Consider the following 23,353-nt stretch of genomic DNA (forward strand, 5'->3'; position numbering starts at 1 on the left):
TATATTATTGGTTAATTCTTAACAAGAATGACAGCGTGAGGGTCACTCAAGTTATCTTTATTATCGCCACTTTCAATGAATGTAGGTAAAACGTGAGTAAGGCGACCTGCTTTTTTCTTCTTTACATCAATAATTCCTAATCCCGGACAGCTTCCTACCGCTGCATGAGCTACAGATTGAGGCAGAGTACCACGTAAAGCAACATAAATTCTCTTGTCTTTTAAATCTTTTGTCGCTAAATCTGGGGTTGGGTCATCTTCAGTTACTGCGTTTAAAGTACTTTTACAGACACCAGAATTTTTCAGACTGTAACTTCCTTGATATTCAAGTTTTTTATCGACTCTAAAAACTTCTACATTGTTACGTACACGGTCAAACTGATGTAAATATTTATCGAAGGTAACTACCATGCCATGAGCATCACGATTGTTACCAGGTAAAATTTTACCGTTGTCAAGGTCAGCCCAAACAGCGATCGGCAAAGGTTGATTAGGCAAATTAAACTCAGGCGCTAACAAGTAATCCTGAGTAAACTGGTATACAGTAAATTCACTGTTGTTTGGCGCGGGTGTACCTGTGTTGAGGAACATACTGCCGTTAACAGAATGACCCCCACAACCAGCAGATCGAACCACATTAACATCATACTCCGCTACAATCTGCATCGGCGTAGCATTGATGTCAATTACAAACATACCCCCACCCCCCAATGTCGCGTAGGCGTGTTGGCTGTTATCCGAAATAATGGGGCAAATAACCGTATTATCAGAGCGAATGTTAGCAGCCTGTTTAACTATCCCGTTGGGTGTGATGGTCGATTGTCCGTCTATTACTACACCTGTTTTAGTACAAGAGATATCATCGTAGGGATTTACATCTACGGCAATCGGTTGACTTAAGATCCTACCTGTTCCACCAACTAAATCTAAACTTGCATCGGCATTGTATTGAAAGCTGATAACTTTTCCTTCATTGTCTTTGGCTACGTCTACACGTTCAAGCATTTTTCCGCTTTGGTTAGCCAAAAGAATTTTTGACCCATCAGGAGAAACAAAACTCATGTGGTTCTGTCTACCCGTGCTGGTTTGAGTCGTGCGGAATAAACATATAGGTTTTTTTGTTTGGCTATCAACTATCCCTAAATGACCAGAAGCAACGAAATTAAGAGTCACATATTTGTAATCTGGTGCGGGGATAATCCCATGAATTCGGTTGACGTTATCTCCTGTAGTTTGTTGAGCCATAGGAAATAAATCAGTAGCCACATCTAAAACTAAAGGATTGTTAATAGGTGGATTTTTTTCTAAATCATTGCTGTTATAGATTCTGACTTTACCACCATAAGAACCTTTAGGATTTGTAATTGTAATTCCTTGAGTATTTCCTTGGTCACTCATCCAAATCTCATAATTTGAATTATGAGCATGGCTAATAGTCCCAACAAAAACTAGACTCAATGTTAAAATGAAGCCTAGTAAAGAGCGAATTAAAAACTTAGTACTATTCACGGTTATTTAAAAGCTTAAAAATTTTTATTTTTCTTGAAAGTATGTATAACATTTAAATCCCGTATTTGTATATTAGTAAATATATTTAAGCGATCTCTATATTTTTATTAAAGTTTATACTTACTAATAAGCTTTAAACAGAACGAGGCGCTGATTCAGTCTCGTCGAACTCACGTTAACACAGATGCACACAGATAAATTATCCGTGTTAATCTGTGTGCATCTGTGGTTATAAATCTCCATTAATCATCAAAGCTCACAAACCCATTACCATGCGATAATGAGCTTCAATTTGAGCGACAGTAGGAGATTTGCGTTGTGCAGTCCACTGACTGTGGTTAAATAGTTCTTGCCTCAACTCATCCACATTAATAGTTGTTACTTTCCCCGAAGCAACTACCTGTTTGCCATTCACCCATACACTATCGACAACATTAGTGGGACGACCGAGAACTAGCAAACCAATTGGGTCTGTACGCGGTAATAGTGATAAACTGGTAAGGTCATACAGTACCATGTCAGCTTTTTTCCCAACGGTAAGGGAACCTAGTTGTTCTGCCAGATTCAGTCCCTTTGCACCTCCTAAAGATGCCATCTCTACTGCTTGTCGGGGTGTAATCCAATGCTGATAGTCTAAGTCAGTAGCATTGTGTAGAATAGAACCAATTTTGATTGCTTCTAGTAAATCTTGGGAATCATTGCTAGATGCGCCATCACAACCAAAAGTTACGTTTACCCCCGCTTGGCGATATTTTAAAATTGGGGCGATGCCACTACCCAAACGCAAGTTGCTTAAGGGGTTGTGAACGACAGTAGATTTGGTTTCGGCAAGTATGGTAATATCGTCTTGCGTCAACCAAACACAATGGGCTAAGGTTGTGCGATCGCTTAAATAACCAATACGCTGAAGATGTTCAACTGCAGTACAACCGTATTTTTCCAGTGCTAGTTTTTCTTGTGCCTTGGTTTCGAGTAAGTGAGAATGCCGACAGAGATTGTAGCGATTGCTTAACTCATTACACCCTTCAAACAAAGCATCAGAACACAATTGTATTCCTGTGGGAGCAACTAAAATATTTACCCCCTCATCTGGGCGATGAAACTGCCTGACAGCTTCTTCTATCAGTTCCAGTGTTGCCGCAGTTGAGCGAAAATAAGCTTCATGAGTTCGTTTTGCGTCTCCAGATGGAATACCAGCAGTGAGAGATTCATCTTGAATTAGGGGTGCGACAAAAGCGCGAATGCCCACTTCCCTGTATGCACGCACAGCGGTAGCGATGGTTTCCAACTCTTTACCAGGAATTAACACCAGATGATCTACTACACTTGTACCACCAGAGAGTAGCGTTTCTACCGCAGTTCCCAAAGCAGTGAGGTAAACTTGTTCAGGATCTAAGGGAGTAAAATCGTAAAGTTCAGCCAGCCACAATTCTAAAGGAAAAGGAGGAATTACACCTCGTTGCCACATTTCCGAGGAATGGGTGTGGGCATTGAAGAATCCTGGTAGTAGTAGTTTATCACCGTTCGTGGTGTGCGATCGCCCATCTTGATTTGCGCTCCCGGCATCTTGCCCATCTTTAATTATAGCAGTTATGATCCCATCCACAACCTGCACGTCTACAGTTGTGTAATCATCATCAGTAGCAATTAAAACATTCTTGATTATAAAGTTCACAATTTTAACCTTGATTAATAATGCAACACTTGAGAGATTTTTACGTTAAAAATAGTGTAGGTAAGAGCTAATAGTTAATAGTTAACAGCAATTAACAATTAGCAATTAGCAATTAACAACTTCCATTATGAATGTACCTCTTCGCCAATTAGGTATTGCACCAAACGCTTGGGCGGTAAATCATGATTTTGCAGATATTACTCGTCCTCCCCAACCCCCACAACCCGTTATTTTATCAACAGAAACCAAAAAAGTGCGCCTCGATTTGGCAAAAGCTGCCATTCTGATTATCGATATGCAAAATGACTTTTGCCATCCCGATGGTTGGTTAGCGCATATTGGCGTAGATGTAACTCCGGCGCGTAAACCCATTGAACCTTTGCAAAACTTAATTCCGGCACTCCGGGCTGTTAATATTCCTATATTATGGATAAATTGGGGTAATCGTCCCGACTTACTTAACATTAGTGCCAATGTACTTCACGTCTACAATTCCACAGGTGAGGGCGTGGGATTAGCAGATCCATTACCCAGCAATGGTGCTAAAGTCTTAGAAGCAGGTAGTTGGGCAGCAGCAGTAGTAGACGAACTCCAACAACTACCCGAAGATATCAGAATAGATAAATACCGCATGAGTGCTTTCTGGGATACCCCCCTAGATAGTATCCTACACAATCTAGGAAAGACCACACTATTCTTTAGTGGTGTTAACGCTGACCAATGTGTAATGGCTACCCTGCAAGATGCTAACTTCTTAGGATATGACTGCGTGCTAGTCAAAGACTGTACCGCCACAACATCTCCTGATTATTGTTGGCTAGCAACACTGTACAACGTGAATCAGTGCTTTGGCTTTGTTACAGATTCACAAGCAATTTTATCAGCACTTAATCCATCTGAACAACCAGGAGGAAATACGTAATGCGTGCCGCTAGTTGTGTGATTCCCGTCGTTAAATCTCCCCAAGATTATCAAGCATACCGCATTAGCCCCGATGACACAAATCGCTTAGCGATTATATTCGATACAGCAAGTGCTAATACTTCCTTGACTTGTTGCGTGGAAATTTTTGATGTTGATGGTAAAACACCGCCAAATCGCCATCAATGGGCGGTAGAAATGTTTTTCGTGCTTAAGGGGGAAGGAATGGCAGTTTGTGACGGTAAGACTATGCCAATTAAAGCAGGAGATAGTTTGTTAGTACCTCCCACTGGCACTCATATGATTAAGAATACAGGTGACTCTCGCTTGTATACACTGACATTTATGATTCCTAATGAAGACTTTTCGGAACTAATTCGCCGTGGAGTACCAGTGGAGTTGGATGAAGAAGATATGGCAGTTTTGGGGAGGTTTGATGCCTTGATGGCAAATTGAAGAATGTATAGAACCACAGATGAACACAGATGAACACAGATGGAGCTAGATTTATCTGTGTTTATCTGTGTCTATCTGTGGTTAAATTTATCTAATAACTCGCTTAATTTCTACTTTAGGATTACCAAAGTTCATGAGAAGACAAATGTTGAGTTTGCTTCCTTTAAGGTAGTTCAAACATTGGGCAAAATGAACTCCATCCAGAGTTTTAACAGCCTTAAGTTCCACCAGCACACATCCTTCTACTAGCAAATCAGCAAAGTATTCTCCAACTACAATGCCGTCATAAAAAATTTCTATCCTGTACTGTTGTTCTACCCGCAAACCTGCCTTTCTCAACTCATGCGCCAAAGCATTTTCATACACCTTTTCCAAAAATCCCGCACCCAAAACATTACTCACCGTATAAGCACATCCAATAATCCTCTGCGTTAGACTATCTATCGTATTCCAATCTGTGTTCATCTGTGTCCATCTGTGGTTAAATTTATAATCCCTCCACCATAACTCATGCTTAAAATCCTTTTGGTAATTCAAAATGTGCGACTGCTCGACGAGCCGGAATGCGTTATATTGACGTGCGGATACTTTGGTAATTTTAAGAGTGAGTTATGAATTACAAATGGCTGGAATGGGCACAGCAATTGCAGGCAATAGCACAAAATGGTTTCACTTATAGCGAAAACCCATTTGACATTGAGCGTGATCAGCAGATACGTCAAATTGCTGCTGAAATAATGGGGACTTACTCGAACATGGAACACAGTTATATCCTTGATTTGTTCAGCAAAGAGGATGGTTATGCTACCCCTAAAGTTGATGTCAGAGGAGTTGTGTTTCGAGATGACAAGATATTGCTAGTAAAAGAGCGCGAAGATAGTTGTTGGACATTGCCTGGAGGATGGGTGGATATTGGTGAGTCACCAAGTGAAGCTGTTGTGCGAGAGGTATTTGAGGAATCTGGCTATCAAACAAAAGCAGTCAAGTTGTTAGCAGTGTATGATAGAAACCATCGTCGTCACGGACATCCACCATTTCGGCATCATGTTTACAAGCTATTTTTTCATTGTCAATTGCTAGGTGGAACTCCTGTAGAAAATATTGAAACTGAAGAAGTTGCATTCTTTGGCGAACAAGAAATTCCACAACTTTCTCTGACGCGAGTAGTGCCAACTCAGATTGCCCGATTGTTTGAGCATTACCGTAATCCCGATTATTCAACAGACTTTGATTAGCTCATTTATTTGACAAAGAGGCATTTCCCAAGGAATTAGGAGTTAGTAGCTTGCCCGAAACAGTTTTGAAAAGTCGCGTTGCCCTTGTTACAGGTGTCAGTCGGCGTAAAGGGATCGGCTTTGCGATCGCACAACAACTAGCAATGCTTGGTGCGGACGTATTTATTCATTCCTTCTCACCATTTGATGCCAGTCAACCTTGGGGAGCCGATCCTGATGGAATCCCTACACTCGTTGCTAAGCTTCAAGAACACGGTACTCGTATTGCACACGCGCAAATGGATCTCCTCGATCCCAATGCGCCGCACCAAATTATGGATGCTGCTGTGCAAACCTTTGGTCATATAGATATTCTGATAGCCAATCACGCTTACAGCACAATGGGAAGTTTGGAAGAACTGAGTACAGCAGAAATTGACAAGCATTTGCAAGTTAACGTGCGCGGAACTTTACTGCTGATTCAGGCATTTGCTGCTCAACATAATGGTCGTCCTGGTGGTAGGGTGATCCTGCTTACCTCTGGGCAACATCTCAACCCTATGCCTGGTGAGCTAGCCTACGTTGCTTCAAAAGGCGCACTCCATCAACTCACGCTCAGTTTATCCGCTCACCTAATTCTGCGTGGAATTACAGTGAATACCGTGAATCCTGGTGCAACAGACACTGGTTATGCGAGCGCCGAACTGTATGAGTCAATTCGTGCAGCGCACCCTCAAGGACGTTGGGGACAACCGGAGGACGCTGCTCGTCTGATTGGCTGGCTATCAACAGATGACGCACAGTGGGTTACTGGACAAGTTATCAACTCAACAGGAGGAGGGGCTTGAATGTATGTGCTACCTTATACCTTTCTTTGCAGTTACGAAAAAAGTCATATTTTCATACCACACACCAAGTTCAGTGGCTCGCGCCTCAATTTCTTTACTATACTCTACTTTCAATTCTTCCATTTGCTCTGATGAAACCTGCAACAAGAGATTTTCTTTGGGATGAAACCATCCTCCATTCCATTCTCTTACTTGCTCAAGGCTGTTATAAAAACCAAGTTGCTCTGACTTCACTTCAATGTCTTGAAAACCAGCTTCTTGGAGCAGATTCTGACATTTTTCCGGAGTACCTGTTGGCTCGTTAATACTGGATAGTGAAATACCATGTTTGGCACATGTTCTGATGATGATTGGCGCTCCGCACGATTCCTGAGAGCAACAAGAAAATCCTACAAATCCCCCTTTCTTAAGTAACGATACCATGTACTTAGAGTAGCAGGAATGTCTCTGAAATAGACAATTGCTGTTGAACAAAAAATTACATCAAAACTTTCATCATTGAAGTCTATATATTCTGCATCTGCTTCAATTAGTTCAATATTTTGTAAGCCTAATACTTCTATTTTCTGTCGTGCTTGTTCGAGCATTCCCGCAGAAAAATCCACTCCTATTACTTTCCCCTTACCACCAACAATTTGCGCAGCAGCAATGGCAATGATACCTGTACCAGTTGCCATATCTAATACTTTTTGTCCCTTTTCTAATTGAATTAGCTCAAGTAAAGGAAGTGCGCGACGAATAGTGTAATCGTTATCGTAAGTTGTTCTGCTGTTAAAAAAATTAATTACTTCTGTTTTATATTGTTGTTCGTACTGGCTGTTAGGCATGATATTATTATCTGAGAAAATACAGGCTTACTCATATTCCTCGCCACCTTCTATCAGTAACCGTTGTCTTACACGTTTGCGGATATCAGAGACAATTTTACCGTTGACGAGACGAGTCTTCGACCAATCTAAAATTGGTTGTAGGTATGAACCATGCTCAATGTACTTGCCTTGAAGAATTTCAGGTACACTATAACCGAGTAACTCTCTTACCCAATGGTAAATGAAGCGCAAATCTGAATCTTTTTCCTCAATATTCTTATTAGGATTATAAATGCGGAAAGTATCACTGAGGGGATTGGTAATACCTGCCTGCATTTGCCACTGCCAGTTATTAATTGCCAAATCACCATCCACCAGGTAGTTCATATAATGTCTTGCACCGTGATGCCAAGAGACACCACAATTAATAGTCAAAAATGTGGCACACATCGCTCGCATCCGGAAATTCATCCAGCCCATAGTTTTGAGTTGCCGCATACTAGCGTCAACCATTGGGAAACCAGTTATACCTTCACACCAAGCGTGAAATAACTCCTGCTGCTCTTGGGTTAACTCATCCGGTCGATAATACTCATCAAATTCTGGATAATGGTTGGTGTATGCTATTTCGGGATGAAAGTACAACCGTTGGGTAAAACTGTCGTGCCAACGCAGGCGATCGCGAAATGCTTTCAAGGAAAACTCAGCTTTAGGCTCATGAGCTTCTGCTGCTCGTGCCTTGGTACGTTGGTACACAGTTCTAACTGAGACAGTACCAAATGTGAGATGAGGCGATAGATGGGACGTTGCTTTCTGTTGTGCCAACCACGGGCGTGATAGTTTCCAATGATACCCATTAAATCTTTTAGTTAGAAATGAGTTTAAAGTTGCTTGCCCTTGCGTTTCTCCACCTTTGAAGTACACCCGCTTAGTTTCGTAAAAAGTGGAGTACTTTTGTTTAAGTTCGGCAAAAGTCAGTTGAGGGAGGTTAAGGGATAACTCTGGTGTGTTGATGTGAGTGGGAGTTGGGTGAGGAGTTTCTCTAACGTAGGTGTAATACTCGTTAAACCAATTCTCACGGTTATCCTCCAATTGCAGAAAGTTGTTTAAACCGATGTGGTAATCGAGATTCAGTTGTTGGTAAAAGTTGGCGATCGCTTTGTCGCGTTCAATCCCATACTCTACCTGTACATCGCGGTTGAAGTAAAGCTTGGGTGTGTGTAAGAGTTGCATTAACTGTCGGGTTAGTTCTTGCAGGATGTTTACGGAATTACCTTCAAATAAATACAGCCGACTACCTGCATTGCGTAAATTGCGATCCAGGTTTTCCAAAGACTCGAACAAAAACCTTACCCGTGCCTTGCCCACATCCGCCCATTGATAAAACCAAGGATCAATGATGAAGCATGGTAACACAGGAGCATTGTTGGCAGTTGCTCCTGCTACACTTTCGTTGTCATTTAACCGTAAGTCCCGCCGAAACCAAAGAATGTGCATACATATGTACTATTGCTCTATCTATAGTTTGGCATTTTTTTAGGTTCACAAAGGTTTGATTTTTAACGAAGCACGGACATTCTCCAGTGGCTCCTCCCACAACTGATTCCATTCAATGCCAAACAGTGGCTCTGCCTGTTTTGCCATCAGCCATCCCGATGCGATCGCATCCATATATCTTGTCGAAACCTCAATATCGTAAATAACGGCTTTGATCGGATTTTTCGCTAACAATGCCACCCAGAAACGTGTAGCATATAACTGAGCCATATAGAAAGCTTCTAGTTGGATTTCTCCCAAAATATTTGTATCACACCTGACGATATGCCAAATATCATGCGTTTCAGTAAGATGCGCTGCTAAAAATTGGTAATCATTCTCTACTTGCCCTGCCTGTAAAGGGTTCAAATTGTTTTCCAGCATATGATGAGCATAGGCATATCCCAACGTTTTGGCTATAAATTAATAGTCTATGGGTGGCAACACAGCTTCGTCATTGTTCGGTGGTTTTGGTCCTGGTCGTCGTGGACTTGGAATTGGGGGAGAATCACCAGTATTGTCGTCCTCATCATTGCTAGTAAACAGATCGCGGATCGTACCTAACAAGTCATCTTCATCGTCCTCAGCATAATATGCTCGCATTTCTCGGTTTAAGTCATACAAAGCATCTTGCAAGTCGGCAACTGTCAGGTCAATGCCCAGATCATCGTTTTGCTGTAAACTAGAAAGCAGTTCTTGGCAAATGTTACCAATCCGTAAGCGATGGCGACGGGCAAACTGCATCCCAAAATCGAGCGCCACCTCTCGTAATTGCCGTTCTGCTTGTAAAATTAGTGCTTCAGTACTGCGACGCTTCTCCATCCACTCAGTATTCATAGCTGTACCTCCAATCATCTGTTTTCTTTCTGGTACACAGTGGCAGTTCATGCCACAACCTCACTAAGTAGGTTCATCGGAGACTTTAACGACCAATTTTCCCTTTTTGTTACCGTCAAATAGTTTTAAGATGGCTGATGGAGCATTTTCCAAACCCTCAACAATCTCAAGAGCATACTTAATTTTACCTTCGTTGAGCCATTGTCCAATCTCCCCTATGGCTTCGGACCAGCGCGGAAGATAATCGAGGATAATAAATCCTTCCACACGTACACGCTTCATGAGAATTTGACTGTAATTCAATGGTCCCGGAACAGGTTCGGTTGCATTATAAGTTGAAATCAAACCACATAGAGGAATACGTGCGTGCAAATTAACGCGGGTTAAAACAGCATCCAAGATAGAACCGCCAACATTATCGAAATACACATCAATTCCATTAGGACATGATTGAGCAAGGGCTGTTTCTAAATCAGCCGTTTTATAGTTGATGGCAGCATCAAAGCCAAGCTCGTCCAAAAGCCAATGGCATTTTTCATCACTGCCAGTTATACCAACTACACGGCAGCCCCTAATCTTAGCAATTTGTCCAACAACAGAACCAACTGCTCCTGATGCTGCTGATACAACTACAGTTTCTCCTGCTTTTGGCTGTCCTATGTCTAAAAGTCCAAAGTAGGCGGTGCAACCAGTAGCTCCAAGTGGTCCGGTAAATGCGGTGAGTGGGGCGGGTAGAGGGTGAGGTAGTCGTGTGATAGAAGAACCACTGTTCCCCTCCGCAAGTGCATAATCCTGCCAACCAAGCATACCAGAAACCAGATCCCTTGGTTGAAAATTGGGATTTTTCGACTCTTCTACCACACCTATAACAACACCACGCATAACTTGCCCAATTTCAACTGCCGCCATATACTGTGGTATGTCGCTCATCCAAATACGATTAGTAGGATCTAGAGAAAGATATATGGTGCGTACCAGCACCTCACCATCTTTGGGGCTAGGAATTGGCTCTTCTCGGTACTCAAAGTTGCTTTCCTTGATGTCACCAATAGGGCGAGTCTTCAAGCGAAACTGTCTATTTATCCCTGAATTCATTCTTTTTTCCTCTGTGCGATCGCTGCTGCTTATGGTGCTGTTGTCCTTGGCGTGGATTGTGGCGGTTGTCCACTTTTAACAGCTTGTACTTTAGCGTTATACTCACCGATGATGGCATTAACACGATTTTCCTGTTCTGGAGTCAATTTTAATTCATCAAGAGCTGTAACTAGCTTCTTACGTTTACGCAGTGCTTCATAAAATTTGGATTTTTGATTTTCATCTAATATTTCAATAATCTGTACATTCCTTTGTCTGAGTAAAGATTGTAACACCGCCCCTCGCTGTTGTGGTGTAAGTTCGTTTACCTGTGTTGAAGCGGGGTTAGCTGGAGCAGTTGTCTCAGTGGTAGGTATGGGTGATTGTGAATTAGCAATTCCCGGCAAAATAGCCAATGTCATGGTAGCACAGAAGAAAGACAAAATTGCACAATTAATACCCATTTCGATTAACTCCTCAATCGCTCTTAGTCTACTTCATTCTATACCCGAATACCATGACCATGTACTTAAGTACATGGCTCATAGCGCCTATTCCGTTGAAACGGAATAAGATCAACCATTTAGTCGGTTTTAACCGACTTGAGCTATAAGCGGGTGAACTTTAGTTCTAGGCGGCGAATTCGGGGAGAATAAAATCACCCTCTAGTCATGCGATCGCCTCTAGTCGATTAATTCTGCTCTCCTGTAGTATTAATACAGAAAAATTATTGCAACTAATGATACAATGAGATGATCAGTGACTTAAGATCTGCTGAATCTGAATCAAAACCTTATAGCTAGCAAAACTCACCCATTCAGGTGAAGGAGTTGTGAACGGGTAAGGGTTAGTATGTACAAAGATTAAGTTACCCTTAAACTTTTTTATTTATCTAGTTGTTAGTATCCTAACAAAAATTGAGTTTGTCAGATTCCCGCCCTTGCTGTCCCACGCCATCTCACCCAAACAAGGCAATCTTCATTATCTATTATGACTACATATTTAGAAATTCCCGTCATTGGTAAAATTAAAAGTCCATCACGCTGGCTTATGGGGCTGTTAGCAGCAGGTGTTTTGGTTGCTGGGACAACGACTACCTATACACTGGTAAATCGGGGGACAAGCGAACAAGATATTGCTGCACTGACTGTACCCGTACAAGCTAAGAACGTTACCCTACGAATTACCGCCAGTGGTAAAGTCGTACCAGTTCAAAGCGTGAACATTAGCCCAAAAAACCCTGGAACTTTGACAAAGTTAAATGTTGAGCAGGGAGATAAGGTGAAACTTGGGCAAATCATTGCCCAAATGGATAGTGCAGATATTCAAGCACAAGTTCTTCAACAACGTGCAAACTTAGCTCAAGCAAAGGCACAACTGGCACAAGCCCGTGCTGGAAACCGTCCCCAAGAGATTACCCAAGCCAAAGCGCGATTAGCTCAAGCCGAAGCGCAATTAGCTGCAGCCCGCACTGGTAATCGTCCCCAAGAAATTGCCGAGGCTCAAGCTCAAGTAGATGCAGCACAAGCAAAGGTAGTTTATACAAGCGAACAAGTAAAGCGTTACCAATACTTATACCAGCAAGGAGCGGAGAATAAACAACAACTGGATCAAGCAATCAGCGAAGACAACAGCGCTAAAGCTAATTTACAACAAACACAGAAACGCTTGTCACTTATCCAAAGTGGTAGCCGTGTGGAAGACATCGCCCAAAAACAAGCAGCGGTGGAAGAAGCACGAGCAGCACTGCGGTTATTGGAAAGTGGTTCCCGCCCAGAGGAAATTGCTCAACGTGAAGCAGCAGTGGCTGCCGCCGAGGCTCAACTGAAGTCAGCGCAAGTTAAATTAAATGATACCAACATCCGCGCTCCCTTTTCCGGAATTGTCACCCAGAAGTACGCCAACGTGGGTGCATTTGTTGCTCCAACGACTTCTGCTTCTTCGAGTGCATCAGCAACCTCAAGCTCAATTGTTGCTTTAGCACGGGGATTGGAAGTGTTGGCTCAAGTTCCCGAAGCTGATATTGGTAGAATTAAGCCAGGACAACAAGTAGAAATTGTCTCTGATGCTTATCCAGATCAAGTTTTTAAAGGTCATGTGCGCTTGATTGCTCCTGAAGCTGTTAAGGAAGAGGGTGTAACATTATTCCAAATAAGAGTCAGTATTAATACGGGTACAGATAAGCTTCGTTCTGGTTTAAATGTTGATTTAACCTTCTTAGGCGACTCTGTTAGCAACGCCTTGTTAGTACCAACTGTAGCTATTGTTACAGAAAAAGGTGATACGGGTGTGCTGATACCAGATGCAAAAAATAAACCCCAGTTTCATCCTGTGACAATTGGTTCCCAAGTTAAAGACCAAACTCAGATCGTCTCTGGATTAAAACAAGGCGATCGCGTATTTATCAATCCTCCCACAGAATACAAAATCGAAAAAGCACGACAACAACAACAAAAATGAACATCGTAGAAAGCGTGCAAATGGCAGCAAAAACGCTGCTATCAAATAAACTCCGCAGCGCCCTGACAATGCTAGGTATTGTGATTGGCAACGCCTCGGTAATTGCGATGATTGGCGTAGGCGAAGGTGGACAAAAATTCGTTACCAAACAGTTAGAATCTTTAGGACCAAACGTACTATTTGTACTACCAGGTAATCGAGAAACGCAAAGAATCTCTTTTGAAGTACCAAAAACATTAGTACTACAAGATGCAGAAGCAATTGCCTCTCAAGTACCAACAGTAGTAGGAGTTGCCCCTGAATTAAACAGGAGACAAGTAGTCAGCTACCAGAATAGAAACACCAACGTCAATATCATCGGCACAACTCCCAGCTTCTTGGTAGTGCGTGACTTTGAAACCTCTCAAGGAAGGTTTTTCACCGACATCGATATGAAGCGCAACAATCAAGTTGTCGTACTCGGTGCCGAATTAGCAGAACAACTTTTCGGGACAAAAAATCCAGTAGGGCAGCAGCTCCGCATTAAGGATAACAGCTACCAAATTATTGGCGTACTCATCGCCAAAGGCTCAAGCGTTGGAGCAGATTACGACAACGCCGCATTAGTGCCAATTACAACATCAGCAAATCGATTGGTAGGGCGAAATTCTCCTTACGGAATTGGCTTAGACTACATCGTAGCCTCAGCTCGTAACACCAACAGTGTAGACGCAGCAGAATTCCAAATTACAAACTTACTACGCCTCAGACACAAAATTACAGGCGAAGACGACTTTACCATGCGTAGTCAGAAAGATGCACTGCAAACAGTAGGTCAAATCACAGGCGCTTTAACAATTATGTTAGCAGCGATCGCTGGTATTTCCCTATTTGTCGGCGGCATTGGCATCATGAACATTATGCTTGTTTCCGTCACCGAGCGCACACAAGAAATTGGTTTGCGCAAAGCCATTGGTGCTACCGAGCAAGATATTCTCTTACAGTTCGTAATTGAAGCAGTAATTGTTTCAGCAGCAGGTGGCTTAGTTGGTACAGTTATTGGTGTAAGCGGTGTTATGCTAGTTTCAGCGCTGACTCCTCTCAAAGCAGCAATTTCTCCCATTGCAATTGCAACAGCTGTGAGCGTTTCTGGCGGTATTGGTTTATTCTTTGGTGTTGTTCCCGCACGTCGTGCTGCTAAACTCGATCCGATTGTAGCGTTGAGAAGTGCGTAATCAGTTTATCATTTCTTGCAATCCTATTAAGATTAATTTTTTAAAGGTTATTAATAATAATCTTAAACAGGAATTAAGACATTATGAATCATGAAATTAAAACTCAGTCTTCAACACTCTCAACTATTCAAAAGCCAGTAATTATTCGCTTAGAAAACATCTCTAAAATTTACGGTAGTGGCGAAACTGAAGTGAGGGCGCTGAACAATGTTAACTTAATGGTGGAGCAAGGGGAATATTGTTCAATTATGGGGCCATCTGGTTCTGGTAAATCCACTGCTATGAACATTATAGGTGGTTTGGATCGCCCTACTTCAGGACATTATTACTTAGATAACGTGGATGTGGCGCAGATGGAAGATGCACAATTAGCCCACATTCGCAATAAAAAACTGGGGTTTGTGTTTCAACAATTCCACCTATTACCCCAGCTTTCAGCGCTAGAAAATGTGATGCTGCCGATGGTTTATGCTAGTGTGAATCCGAAAGAAAGACGCGACAGGGCAGAGGTAGCACTCAAACGAGTAGGATTGGAAAAACGGCTGAATAACAAACCAAATCAACTTTCCGGTGGGCAGCAGCAACGGGTGGCTATTGCCCGCGCTATTGTCAACCGCCCCGTTTTACTTCTAGCCGATGAACCCACCGGCGCACTCGACTCACGCACAACCCAAGAAGTGTTGGATATTTTTGGTGAATTGAATGCTAGTGGTATCACTGTTGTCATGGTAACTCATGAACCAGAAGTTGCTCGTCAAACTCAGCGTATTGTTTGGTTTCGCGATGGTGAAGTTGTACACTCCCACCTGACACCTGCTGATTTGAGTAGTGTTGCTACGTGATTAGAAAGCTAATAGCTAATGGCTAATTGTTATTTGTTTGAATACAATTAACAATTAGCTATTAACAATTAGCAATTACAGACTCGGTGTTTTACCCGTTTCTGCTTGTGTCTCAATGGGTTTGACATCGCTGTAGCCCAATTCACCAGCGATTGTCCGAAAGATTGACATTTGTTCTTCAAATTCCAGCCCTTCTATTTGGGAAAGCAGATCGTTTTCAGCTTTGCTTGGTTGGTAGTTGGCTGGCATTCCCACTACAGTATCGCCCATAGCTTCTGCCCAAGCATACCAAACAAACAACTGGTTGTTTTCTTTGATTGCGCCATAAGCACGGGAATATTCAGTATCTTCTCTGTTGACAATTTGCCGCATAATTGCAAGTTGTTCTTCATGAGACAGTTTATAATAATCTCCTAGTAGCTTCGGTGCTAGTTCAGGTTCTGCTGCTGGAGGGGCGGCTGGGGTGATGGAGTCTCCCATTTTTTTGTAAACTAAATAAAACCAACCTAGTTTTGCATCAGTATCTAACGCATTAAATGCTTCTACCGCTTTTTGAGTTTCATTGCTTAAAGCTTGGGGTGTACTTTTATCGTAATTTGCTGTCATAACTTTTCTCAGCGATTATTAAACTGTCCAGAATAAGGCGTATCAGAGTTTACAAATCCAAATCAGCCTCCTAGCGAGATATTTATATAAATTAAATTGTGCGATTTTTATCTATCTTTCAATAGAGGTGAAATATCTACCTACAGATATCAAGGATGCAATAGTGATCTTTGGTAAAATTGCTCAGTTGATAGAAATGATCGGAGGGGATATACATGGCAGAAGAAAAGATTCAGCCAAATGCTCAGCAAGCTCCTACCCAGGATGCACAATTAGCCGCCGAGAGAATAGCTAGCGGTGAAGAAAAAGCTCCCACCGTAGATATGGAAGCAGATTACCAAGCTGCACAGCAGTTAAGCACTAGTAGTATTGATCGCACACCTGAAGGTGCAAAAGCTGCTACAGAAGCTACTGCACCACAGCAACAGGTATCTCAGCCAGAAGAAACAAAAACAACTGCACAGCCCACTGGCAATCCTGACGATTACTTAGAAATGGCGAAAGATGTTAATACTTCTACACAAGAAGGTGAAAGTAATGTTAGCGATGATTTGGTAAAAAAAGCTCTGGAAAATAAACCGAAAAAGTAAATTTATACCAAATTCAGTTTTGACAACCATCTTTAAAAATGACATCTAATTGTAGAGACGTTACATGTAACGTCTCTACAGAAATTTGGTCAAGTTAAAATGCCATTTTTACTACCACACCACCTGCTGACGCTCTTGCACTACCCGCTTGTAAACATCGTCAGTTTGTTTAGCAAGTTTAGCCCAACTGAAGCGTCGCTCTAAATCTTCGTATGCGTTATCACTCAGCCACTGCCGATAACCTGGGTTTTTCAATACTTCCAAAATTCCCCAAGCGAGGGAATCTGGATTATTAGTATAAGTTACTACACCTGTTTTAGTATGTTGCACTACTTCCGGAAAACCACCAGTGTCAGAAACTACTACCGGAACGCGAGAGGCAAAGCTCTCTAAAGCAACAATACCAAAGGGTTCGTAAAGACTGGGGAATACAGCACAATCGGCAATAGTTTGAAATTTATCCAAGTATTCATCGGACATAAAGCCTGTAAAATAACATTTGTGCCAAATCCCCAAATCCCAAGCTTGACGTTTGAGATGATCGGTATTGCCACCACCAATAATCACAAACTTAACGTAACCCCCCATATCTGATAACACCTTGGGAGCGGCATTTAGCAATACAGATACACCTTTTTCATAGGTCATGCGACCTACATAATAAACGATTTTTTCGTCGTCTTCAGCAAATTGGCGACGAAAATCTTGACCATGAAAATCTTGGTGGTGTCGTTTTTTTTCTGGTCGGATACCATTATAGATCACATCAATTTTATCCCAAGGACTGTGTAACGCCCGTTCTACTTCCCGTCTCATGTAGTCTGTGCAAACTATTATCCGCCAAGCATTGTAAGCTAGCAATGTTTCTTTGCTATTTATATAACTTTGTACTTCAGTGTTAATACCGTTATGACGACCGTATTCTGTAGCGTGAATTGTCGCAATTAGCGGTAACTTGAAATTCTGCTTGAGCGCGATCGCTGCATCTCCAACTAACCAATCATGAGCATGAATTAAATCAAAAGGACCTTCCTCTAACAGAAGCTTACCCCCATGCAGCCCAATGCTTTCGTTAAGGTTAACTACCCAGTGGAAAAAATCATTACCATTCTCCACTGGTACACGATGCACCTGTACTCCATCTACTACTTCATACATCGGTGCTTGACCAAACTCCGGTGTAATTAAGTGGACTGAATGTCCCAACTTTACTAGTTCCGGGTACAACTCCGCCACATGACGTGCTATTCCTCCAACTATACGCGGCGGAAATTCCCAACTCAGTACTAGTATCTTCATCTGCTCCTTTGACCCTTCGCTTTTACAAATCTATAATTTTCTACATTTATCTCAAAATACAAGTGTGACTGTTGCCACAATAGCATTTAGCAAAAATTTTCAGTTTTTTTATATCTTTGTGAATAGTTTAATGGTAACGACACTGTTGTTGCAAGCAGTGAGAATAGATTTATGGAGAATGTCTATCCCTACAACGACATATTTATTGCACAATAGATCTTAGTCATTTTTCAGGTCTTACAAATGCAGAATATACTTGCAGATGCACAAAATTATCTTTCTGACCTGATCGCCCGCTACTCATCTAGGGTAGATTATCTCATGATTCGCCTTGAAGAAGCCGAAGAAACTGACATCTTGTTTCGTGGCGACAAGGTAGAAACCCTGAGTGAAGGTATCTCCGTAGGTGGGCAGATTCGGGCTTGTTATCAAGGTGGATGGGGGCTAAGCAGCTTTAACCGTCTGGAGACAATTGAAGCTCGCATCGAAGAAGCAATCACAGGGGCACGAATGGTTGGTGATGAAGAAACTGTATTAGCTCCAATAGAAAGCGTGCAAGCAGTATGCAATCTGCCGTTGAGTGGAACCGATCCGAGGAAAATATCTATAGTCAAGAAAAAAGAATTGTGCGATCGCTACAACCAATTACTCAAAAGCGTCGATCATCGCATTACCACTACCTCTGTACGTTACGGAGACAGCGCCCAAAGGGTAATTCTTGCTACCAGTGAAGGAACATTGATCGAACAATCTTGGGTAGATATGGAAATGCGCTTCGCCGCCACAGCCAGAAACGGCGAAACAGTGCAAACAGGAAGAGAAACCACTGGTTCGCGTAAAGCTTATGAAGATTTAACTAGTTTAGATGAACAAGTCAAAAACGCCGCACAAAGAGCAGTAGCAGCTTTATCTCTGCCATCAGTAAAAGGTAATACCTACACTGTAGTAATCGATCCAATTCTCACTGGCTTATTTGTTCACGAAGCCTTTGGGCATCTGAGCGAAGCAGATATGGCATACGAAAACCCAGATTTGTTGGAAGTGATGACTCTGGGAAGACGGTTTGGTTCTGTTGATTTGCAAATTTTTGATGGTGCAGCACCACAAGGACATCGTGGTAGCTATTATTACGACGATGAAGGTACACCTGCTAGTACTACGCAACTGATAAAAGATGGAATTTTAGTGGGAAGGCTTCATTCACGGGAAACAGCAGGTAAATTAGATGAAGCGCCTACAGGTAATGCACGGTGTCTTAGTTATAACCATGCTCCGATTGTGAGGATGACAAATACCTGGATTGAACGCGGAAAAACGCCTGTTGAAGATTTATTTACCGATATTAAAGAAGGAGTTTATGCTCGTAATTGGTTGGGTGGCATGACGAATGGGGAAATGTTTACCTTTAGCGCCGCAGAAGCATGGATGATTAGAAACGGCAAAATTGCTGAACCAGTGAAAGATGTCACACTTTCTGGTAATGTGTTCCAAACTCTCAGTGATATAGAGGCGATCGGTAACGACTTCTACTGGGATGAATCTGGCGGTTGCGGTAAAGGTGGACAAAACGGCTTACCTGTAGGTTGTGGTGGTCCCAGTTTAAGGATACGTGATGTAGTGGTTGGAGGGGAAGCTTAGGCATCTAATTTCCTCTGAGATACCAAAATACCGTAGGATTAGAAACGGAGTTAGTGGAAAACACTTATTCTTGTGTTGAGTCAGACACAAATAGCAAGGTGAAAAACACAGACTGCCGTTTCTATTAATTCAGAGGAACACTACATGGCAACTTATAAAGTCAGATTAGTTAATGAAGAAGAAGGGTTAGACACCACCATTGATGTTGAGGACGATCAGTATATTCTCGATGCTGCAGAAGAAAATGGATTAGATCTACCATACTCCTGTCGCGCCGGAGCTTGTTCTAGTTGTAACGGTAAACTTCTTGAGGGTACAGTCGATCAATCTGATCAGACTTTCTTAGACGACGACCAAATTGCAGCAGGAAATGTACTAACCTGTTACGCATATCCAACTTCTAACTGCACCATTAAAACTCATCAAGAAGAAGCACTCAACCCATAAATTTGTGGGCGTTGCCAAATCATGCGAATGAATTTAAAAAATCACCTCGGCCGTAGAGACGTTGCATGCAACGTCTCTACAGGGATTTGGGCAAATTCAAAAATTCATCCCAAAGGTAGGTAACGCCTACAACACAGTCCTCCTTCAGCAATGCTAAATTTGAGCTACCAGCACTCCAGAGGAATCAGCTCGTGACTACTTCAATGGAACATGGCGCTATCAAAAGTGATCGCATCCCGCCTTTAGAAAGTGGCGATCGCTTAACTCGTCACGAATTTGAACGTCGTTATACAGCGATGCCGCATATTAAAAAAGCAGAATTAATTGAAGGAGTCGTATACGTGGCATCACCGTTACGTTTTAGAAGTCATGGAAAACCTCATCTACAGTTAATTACGTGGTTGGGCACTTATCAGGTTTCTACTCCGGGCGTGGAGTCGGGCGATAATTCTACAGTTCGCCTAGATTTAGACAATGAACCACAACCCGATGTTGTGCTTTTCATTGAAGAGCGACTGGGGGGACAAGCACGAATAAGTGAGGATGATTATATAGAAGGCGCACCAGAATTAGTAGCAGAAGTAGCAGCCAGCAGTGCATCAAACGACTTGCACGACAAAAAACAGGCGTACCGACGCAACGGTGTTCAGGAGTACATCGTCTGGCGGGTTTTGGAAAATAAACTCGACTGGTTCAGCTTACAAAACGGCGAGTATGTACCACTAGAACCTGACGCAGATGGTATAATTAAGAGTAATGTATTTCCTGGTTTGTGGTTAGCGGTACAAGATTTACTAGCACAAGACATGAAGCAGGTTTTAGCAGTGCTGCAACAAGGGTTGAATTCCACCGAACACGCCGCGTTTGTGCAGCAACTGTCACAGCAGTCTTAAGAGCGTTACTTTTTAAGTTAACGCTGACGTAACATATGACTTTACAACTTATTTACCAATTGCTTGAGCGATGTAGTAGTTGGTTTGCTTGCTCTGTCAGTTCTTTAGTCTCCTGCATCAATGAATAGAGTGTTTGTTTTAAATTTTTAAATTCCTCAGCCGATAGAGACTTGTCTTTTATTGCTTGAGCTAAATTTACTTGATAGTTAGTCAAATAACCTTTGAGGGATTCAAGGTAGTAGTTGATTCTATAATCAAAATCTTCAGACAAAAATAATTGAAGTTCTTGTTCAATCTCTGTGACTTGTTGAAAAATTAATTCATTGGCAAAATTGACATACGATGCAAGATTAATATAGTAGTTTTTTTCTTTAATTATTAGTCTTTCTACCTTGTAATTAAAGAATTTTATAAAGTAATTATGAAGTTTAATGCTAATGTCTACTTTTGATTCAGAAATAGATTGATTACGTAAATATGTCAATAAATTGATAGCATTAATCTTAAATTTTGGCGCTTCTAAGCAAAGACTGATATTAAATTTTTCTTCTAATCGCTTTTGGGCATTTTCAATAATTTTCATTACATGTTCATTTAATACGTGATGAACTCTATTGGCATGATAGTTAATTATTGCCTCAATATTCTGATTTATCTTTGTAATTAAAACTCCTATAAATTCCTTTAAACAGTCTGAAACTTGATGGCAAGCATTTTCTGCTTCTTCCTTAGATACAAATGTAAAGTTTGTTATATTTATTCTCTTAAGATGATTTAAGAAAATATTTGTTAGCTGAATTGGTTGGCAGTTAAGAATTTTCTGAAAGTCAAAGTCATTTAATAATGGACTGAAAGCAACCGAATAAGATTTAGCGTTTTCCAGCTTAGAATAATCTAATGTATGTAAAAATTTATATTTTATTTTATCCAGGCAATCATTTATGTCATTCTTTAAGTCAAAAATAATCTGATCAATTTGTGGCTGATATAACTCACGACGAGTTTCTAATTCACCCATATCAGCTTGTAAAGCTTCAATTTCTGACCTAATTTTGCTTTCATCTTGCTCAAGCGAGCTTATCTGTAAGCTAAGATCGCTACTTAATGCTTTAAGTCTATTAAGGCTAAGCTTAAGTGCAGACTTAATACAGCGTGGAGCAACTTGTTCCAGAATATTATTAAGTGCCTTTTCTAGAAATGGTGTAAATCCTGATTTTTTCCAAAGCTTCTCTGCTTTATCTTTTAACGCTTCTACCGTTGCTACCTTCAGCTCATCTTCCCAATCAAAACCGTATACTTCTTCAGCCAACGCACGTGCCTTTGGTTTGTGCTGAAGTTCTGATTCTGAATAATTATCTGCTTCCTGCAAAAAATCAGCAGCATAAAATGCTCTCCTAGCAGATACTTCAAAAACCCGTTTTGTCTCACTATTACTTATTTGTAGGTCAGCAGCAACAAACTCCTGCACTTGCTCAAGAGTCATACCATCTTTTCTACGCTGGTCAACCTTATTAACTAGAGCATACAGGTTATCTTTGCCCAGTAATTCAATCACTGGCTTAATTTGCTTTTTAACTTCTTCTGCTGCTTTGGTATTTAGTTGAGTAAAGTCTAGGACAATTAACACCATTGAGCTTTTTTTTAGCTGATCTGCCACCACGGCAGCTAGTCTAAGGTTTTCACCAGCTTTGTTAGGTCCAGGGGTATCGACTATTACTAAATTACCCAACATTTGCGATTGGTTGCTTGTTGCCAACCTCCAAAAAGGAGTTTTAACACGCGGAACCTCCAGAAGTTTACCAAGCGGGTCACAAGAAGGTTCTATAATGCTACAAAGCCGGATAATATCGTTCAGAACCGTTAAAGTATCAATAATCTGTTCACGCCCATTATTTTCTTTATTAAAAGCCAATTCCTGTTGATCTTGAATTTTCCTAAGCAAGTCAGTAAGATGGGGATATTTATTCATTTCCTGCTGTGTTTCTTTATCCATTTGCTCACGACTGCGTAAAGCCAAAAGTGTATCTTGGAAAACTTCCAAAATTTGGTCACTAAGAGTTAAAACAGGCTCTTTCAGTTCAGCTTGAAAAACAACCTCAGTAGGTAACATCGTCATGGCAGAGTTGCGACTGGGCAGAATCTCTCTTGACCGACAATTGCATTAATAATCGTCGATTTTCCAGCTTTCATAGGCGCGACAATTGCCATTCTCAACTCCAGGTTCTTTACCTTGTCAGCCTCCAAGCTAACTTGCTTCTCAAAATCTGCATACTTTTGGTTAGTACTGTGAGAACCAAATCCTGTACTGGCACGGTGCATGAGACAACTGATTTTTTCCAACGAGTTGATTGCATTCTGTTGCAAATCTTGAACATTCAGGCTCGAAACACCAGAAATCATGTACTTTTGCTCCACACAATGTTAAATCCATTGTTGTTAATTCTGGCTGAACAAAAACGTAATGCAATCGGTAAAAACACTGTTTA

At 41.5% G+C, this 23,353-nt stretch carries 24 protein-coding genes and 1 pseudogene; 11 read left to right on the top strand and 14 right to left on the bottom strand.

Annotated elements, in window-relative coordinates:
* Positions 1-11: 11 nt before the first annotated feature.
* Positions 12-1,397, bottom strand: a complete 1,386-nt coding sequence (locus ICL16_RS33160) for a hypothetical protein (RefSeq protein ID WP_190835825.1) — start codon at positions 1,395-1,397, stop codon at positions 12-14.
* A 367-nt stretch (positions 1,398-1,764) separates the two neighbouring features.
* A complete protein-coding gene (locus ICL16_RS33165) occupies positions 1,765-3,183 on the bottom strand; it encodes an amidohydrolase family protein (RefSeq protein WP_190835826.1) in 1,419 nt (472 codons plus the stop codon).
* A 127-nt stretch (positions 3,184-3,310) separates the two neighbouring features.
* On the opposite strand from ICL16_RS33165, the gene ICL16_RS33170 reads away from it, so the two are divergent.
* Positions 3,311-4,105 carry a cysteine hydrolase family protein gene (locus tag ICL16_RS33170; protein WP_190835827.1) on the top strand — a complete coding sequence of 265 codons (795 nt, stop codon included), beginning with the start codon at positions 3,311-3,313 and terminating at the stop codon, positions 4,103-4,105.
* Positions 4,105-4,560, top strand: coding sequence for a cupin domain-containing protein (locus tag ICL16_RS33175; RefSeq protein ID WP_190835828.1), 456 nt, complete (start codon positions 4,105-4,107; stop codon positions 4,558-4,560). The genes ICL16_RS33170 and ICL16_RS33175 overlap by 1 nt, the downstream gene beginning before the upstream one ends.
* An 87-nt stretch (positions 4,561-4,647) precedes the next feature.
* Here ICL16_RS33175 and ICL16_RS33180 read toward each other — a convergent pair whose 3' ends face one another.
* A complete protein-coding gene (locus ICL16_RS33180) occupies positions 4,648-5,025 on the bottom strand; it encodes a GxxExxY protein (protein ID WP_190835829.1) in 378 nt (125 codons plus the stop codon).
* A 146-nt stretch (positions 5,026-5,171) separates the two neighbouring features.
* Between ICL16_RS33180 and ICL16_RS33185 the strand changes: the two genes are divergently transcribed.
* Together ICL16_RS33185 and ICL16_RS33190 are read left to right on the top strand one after the other, a co-directional pair.
* The gene (locus tag ICL16_RS33185) at positions 5,172-5,795 is read left to right on the top strand and encodes an NUDIX hydrolase (RefSeq protein ID WP_190835830.1); all 624 of its coding nucleotides are present in this window, start codon (positions 5,172-5,174) and stop codon (positions 5,793-5,795) included.
* 50 nt (positions 5,796-5,845) lie between these two features.
* Positions 5,846-6,622, top strand: a complete 777-nt coding sequence (locus ICL16_RS33190) for an SDR family oxidoreductase (protein WP_190835831.1) — start codon at positions 5,846-5,848, stop codon at positions 6,620-6,622.
* Positions 6,623-6,631: 9 nt separating this feature from the next.
* On the opposite strand, the gene ICL16_RS46280 is transcribed toward ICL16_RS33190, so the two are convergent.
* The 7 genes and pseudogenes from ICL16_RS46280 to ICL16_RS33220 form a co-directional block, all read right to left on the bottom strand.
* Positions 6,632-7,045 carry a hypothetical protein gene (locus ICL16_RS46280; protein ID WP_238361065.1) on the bottom strand — a complete coding sequence of 138 codons (414 nt, stop codon included), beginning with the start codon at positions 7,043-7,045 and terminating at the stop codon, positions 6,632-6,634.
* Positions 7,012-7,449 carry a class I SAM-dependent methyltransferase gene (locus ICL16_RS46285; RefSeq protein WP_238361066.1) on the bottom strand — a complete coding sequence of 146 codons (438 nt, stop codon included), beginning with the start codon at positions 7,447-7,449 and terminating at the stop codon, positions 7,012-7,014. Before ICL16_RS46285 ends, ICL16_RS46280 begins: the two co-directional genes overlap by 34 nt.
* Before the next feature lie 27 nt (positions 7,450-7,476).
* On the bottom strand, positions 7,477-8,928 hold the full coding sequence (locus ICL16_RS33200) for an FAD-binding domain-containing protein (RefSeq protein ID WP_190835832.1): 1,452 nt from the start codon (positions 8,926-8,928) through the stop codon (positions 7,477-7,479).
* A 45-nt stretch (positions 8,929-8,973) separates the two neighbouring features.
* A complete protein-coding gene (locus tag ICL16_RS33205; RefSeq protein ID WP_273039895.1) occupies positions 8,974-9,375 on the bottom strand; it encodes a Coq4 family protein in 402 nt (133 codons plus the stop codon).
* Positions 9,376-9,486: 111 nt separating this feature from the next.
* Positions 9,487-9,795, bottom strand: a pseudogene (locus ICL16_RS33210) (molecular chaperone DnaK); the annotation flags it as partial.
* Positions 9,796-9,867: 72 nt separating this feature from the next.
* Complete coding sequence (locus tag ICL16_RS33215) at positions 9,868-10,899, bottom strand: NADP-dependent oxidoreductase (RefSeq protein ID WP_190835833.1); 1,032 nt, start codon at positions 10,897-10,899, stop codon at positions 9,868-9,870.
* 29 nt (positions 10,900-10,928) lie between these two features.
* Positions 10,929-11,342 carry a hypothetical protein gene (locus ICL16_RS33220; protein WP_190835834.1) on the bottom strand — a complete coding sequence of 138 codons (414 nt, stop codon included), beginning with the start codon at positions 11,340-11,342 and terminating at the stop codon, positions 10,929-10,931.
* Between the two features lie 526 nt (positions 11,343-11,868).
* Here ICL16_RS33220 and ICL16_RS33225 point away from each other — a divergent pair.
* The 3 genes from ICL16_RS33225 to ICL16_RS33235 all read left to right on the top strand — a co-directional run bounded on the left by ICL16_RS33225 (position 11,869) and on the right by ICL16_RS33235 (position 15,394).
* Positions 11,869-13,338: an efflux RND transporter periplasmic adaptor subunit gene (locus tag ICL16_RS33225; RefSeq protein ID WP_190835835.1), complete on the top strand. Its 1,470-nt coding sequence runs from the start codon at positions 11,869-11,871 to the stop codon at positions 13,336-13,338.
* Entirely contained in the window at positions 13,335-14,552 is a 1,218-nt protein-coding gene (locus ICL16_RS33230; protein WP_190835836.1) for an ABC transporter permease, read from the top strand. Before ICL16_RS33225 ends, ICL16_RS33230 begins: the two co-directional genes overlap by 4 nt.
* An 83-nt stretch (positions 14,553-14,635) precedes the next feature.
* The gene (locus ICL16_RS33235; protein ID WP_202895833.1) at positions 14,636-15,394 is read left to right on the top strand and encodes an ABC transporter ATP-binding protein; all 759 of its coding nucleotides are present in this window, start codon (positions 14,636-14,638) and stop codon (positions 15,392-15,394) included.
* 75 nt (positions 15,395-15,469) lie between these two features.
* Here ICL16_RS33235 and ICL16_RS33240 read toward each other — a convergent pair whose 3' ends face one another.
* Complete coding sequence (locus ICL16_RS33240; protein ID WP_190835837.1) at positions 15,470-16,000, bottom strand: orange carotenoid protein N-terminal domain-containing protein; 531 nt, start codon at positions 15,998-16,000, stop codon at positions 15,470-15,472.
* A 215-nt stretch (positions 16,001-16,215) separates the two neighbouring features.
* Between ICL16_RS33240 and ICL16_RS33245 the strand changes: the two genes are divergently transcribed.
* Positions 16,216-16,590, top strand: a complete 375-nt coding sequence (locus tag ICL16_RS33245) for a hypothetical protein (RefSeq protein WP_190835838.1) — start codon at positions 16,216-16,218, stop codon at positions 16,588-16,590.
* Positions 16,591-16,701: 111 nt separating this feature from the next.
* On the opposite strand, the gene ICL16_RS33250 is transcribed toward ICL16_RS33245, so the two are convergent.
* Complete coding sequence (locus tag ICL16_RS33250; RefSeq protein ID WP_190835839.1) at positions 16,702-17,889, bottom strand: glycosyltransferase family 4 protein; 1,188 nt, start codon at positions 17,887-17,889, stop codon at positions 16,702-16,704.
* 243 nt (positions 17,890-18,132) lie between these two features.
* Between ICL16_RS33250 and ICL16_RS33255 the strand changes: the two genes are divergently transcribed.
* From ICL16_RS33255 to ICL16_RS33265, 3 genes are all read left to right on the top strand, one after another.
* Positions 18,133-19,527 carry a TldD/PmbA family protein gene (locus ICL16_RS33255; protein WP_190835840.1) on the top strand — a complete coding sequence of 465 codons (1,395 nt, stop codon included), beginning with the start codon at positions 18,133-18,135 and terminating at the stop codon, positions 19,525-19,527.
* A gap of 144 nt (positions 19,528-19,671) precedes the next feature.
* Positions 19,672-19,974 (top strand): ferredoxin, encoded by a 303-nt coding sequence (locus ICL16_RS33260; protein ID WP_190835841.1) that lies wholly within the window; start codon positions 19,672-19,674, stop codon positions 19,972-19,974.
* A 191-nt stretch (positions 19,975-20,165) separates the two neighbouring features.
* Positions 20,166-20,867, top strand: coding sequence for a Uma2 family endonuclease (locus ICL16_RS33265; protein ID WP_337907176.1), 702 nt, complete (start codon positions 20,166-20,168; stop codon positions 20,865-20,867).
* Positions 20,868-20,919: 52 nt separating this feature from the next.
* Here ICL16_RS33265 and ICL16_RS33270 read toward each other — a convergent pair whose 3' ends face one another.
* Positions 20,920-22,983 (bottom strand): P-loop NTPase family protein, encoded by a 2,064-nt coding sequence (locus tag ICL16_RS33270; RefSeq protein ID WP_190835842.1) that lies wholly within the window; start codon positions 22,981-22,983, stop codon positions 20,920-20,922.
* Positions 22,980-23,267, bottom strand: a complete 288-nt coding sequence (locus ICL16_RS33275; RefSeq protein WP_190835843.1) for a hypothetical protein — start codon at positions 23,265-23,267, stop codon at positions 22,980-22,982. The genes ICL16_RS33270 and ICL16_RS33275 overlap by 4 nt, the downstream gene beginning before the upstream one ends.
* Positions 23,268-23,353 lie beyond the last annotated feature (86 nt).

Source organism: Iningainema tapete BLCC-T55 (assembly GCF_014698965.1).
In the GTDB taxonomy this organism is placed as follows: domain Bacteria; phylum Cyanobacteriota; class Cyanobacteriia; order Cyanobacteriales; family Nostocaceae; genus Iningainema; species Iningainema tapete.

Excerpts from the sequence above, each read along its gene's own strand:
- ICL16_RS33235 (WP_202895833.1), top strand. The coding sequence starts at position 14,636 with ATGAATCATGAAATTAAAACTCAGTCTTCAACACTCTCAACTATTCAA.
- ICL16_RS33240 (WP_190835837.1), bottom strand. The coding sequence starts at position 16,000 with ATGACAGCAAATTACGATAAAAGTACACCCCAAGCTTTAAGCAATGAA.
- ICL16_RS33275 (WP_190835843.1), bottom strand. The coding sequence starts at position 23,267 with ATGATTTCTGGTGTTTCGAGCCTGAATGTTCAAGATTTGCAACAGAAT.
- ICL16_RS33200 (WP_190835832.1), bottom strand. The coding sequence starts at position 8,928 with ATGCACATTCTTTGGTTTCGGCGGGACTTACGGTTAAATGACAACGAA.
- ICL16_RS33225 (WP_190835835.1), top strand. The coding sequence starts at position 11,869 with ATGACTACATATTTAGAAATTCCCGTCATTGGTAAAATTAAAAGTCCA.
- ICL16_RS33245 (WP_190835838.1), top strand. The coding sequence starts at position 16,216 with ATGGCAGAAGAAAAGATTCAGCCAAATGCTCAGCAAGCTCCTACCCAG.
- ICL16_RS46280 (WP_238361065.1), bottom strand. The coding sequence starts at position 7,045 with ATGGTATCGTTACTTAAGAAAGGGGGATTTGTAGGATTTTCTTGTTGC.
- ICL16_RS33250 (WP_190835839.1), bottom strand. The coding sequence starts at position 17,889 with ATGAAGATACTAGTACTGAGTTGGGAATTTCCGCCGCGTATAGTTGGA.
- ICL16_RS33220 (WP_190835834.1), bottom strand. The coding sequence starts at position 11,342 with ATGGGTATTAATTGTGCAATTTTGTCTTTCTTCTGTGCTACCATGACA.
- ICL16_RS33180 (WP_190835829.1), bottom strand. The coding sequence starts at position 5,025 with ATGAACACAGATTGGAATACGATAGATAGTCTAACGCAGAGGATTATT.
- ICL16_RS33160 (WP_190835825.1), bottom strand. The coding sequence starts at position 1,397 with ATGAGTGACCAAGGAAATACTCAAGGAATTACAATTACAAATCCTAAA.
- ICL16_RS33185 (WP_190835830.1), top strand. The coding sequence starts at position 5,172 with ATGAATTACAAATGGCTGGAATGGGCACAGCAATTGCAGGCAATAGCA.
- ICL16_RS33215 (WP_190835833.1), bottom strand. The coding sequence starts at position 10,899 with ATGAATTCAGGGATAAATAGACAGTTTCGCTTGAAGACTCGCCCTATT.
- ICL16_RS33255 (WP_190835840.1), top strand. The coding sequence starts at position 18,133 with ATGCAGAATATACTTGCAGATGCACAAAATTATCTTTCTGACCTGATC.
- ICL16_RS33230 (WP_190835836.1), top strand. The coding sequence starts at position 13,335 with ATGAACATCGTAGAAAGCGTGCAAATGGCAGCAAAAACGCTGCTATCA.
- ICL16_RS33260 (WP_190835841.1), top strand. The coding sequence starts at position 19,672 with ATGGCAACTTATAAAGTCAGATTAGTTAATGAAGAAGAAGGGTTAGAC.
- ICL16_RS33270 (WP_190835842.1), bottom strand. The coding sequence starts at position 22,983 with ATGACGATGTTACCTACTGAGGTTGTTTTTCAAGCTGAACTGAAAGAG.
- ICL16_RS33170 (WP_190835827.1), top strand. The coding sequence starts at position 3,311 with ATGAATGTACCTCTTCGCCAATTAGGTATTGCACCAAACGCTTGGGCG.
- ICL16_RS46285 (WP_238361066.1), bottom strand. The coding sequence starts at position 7,449 with ATGCCTAACAGCCAGTACGAACAACAATATAAAACAGAAGTAATTAAT.
- ICL16_RS33175 (WP_190835828.1), top strand. The coding sequence starts at position 4,105 with ATGCGTGCCGCTAGTTGTGTGATTCCCGTCGTTAAATCTCCCCAAGAT.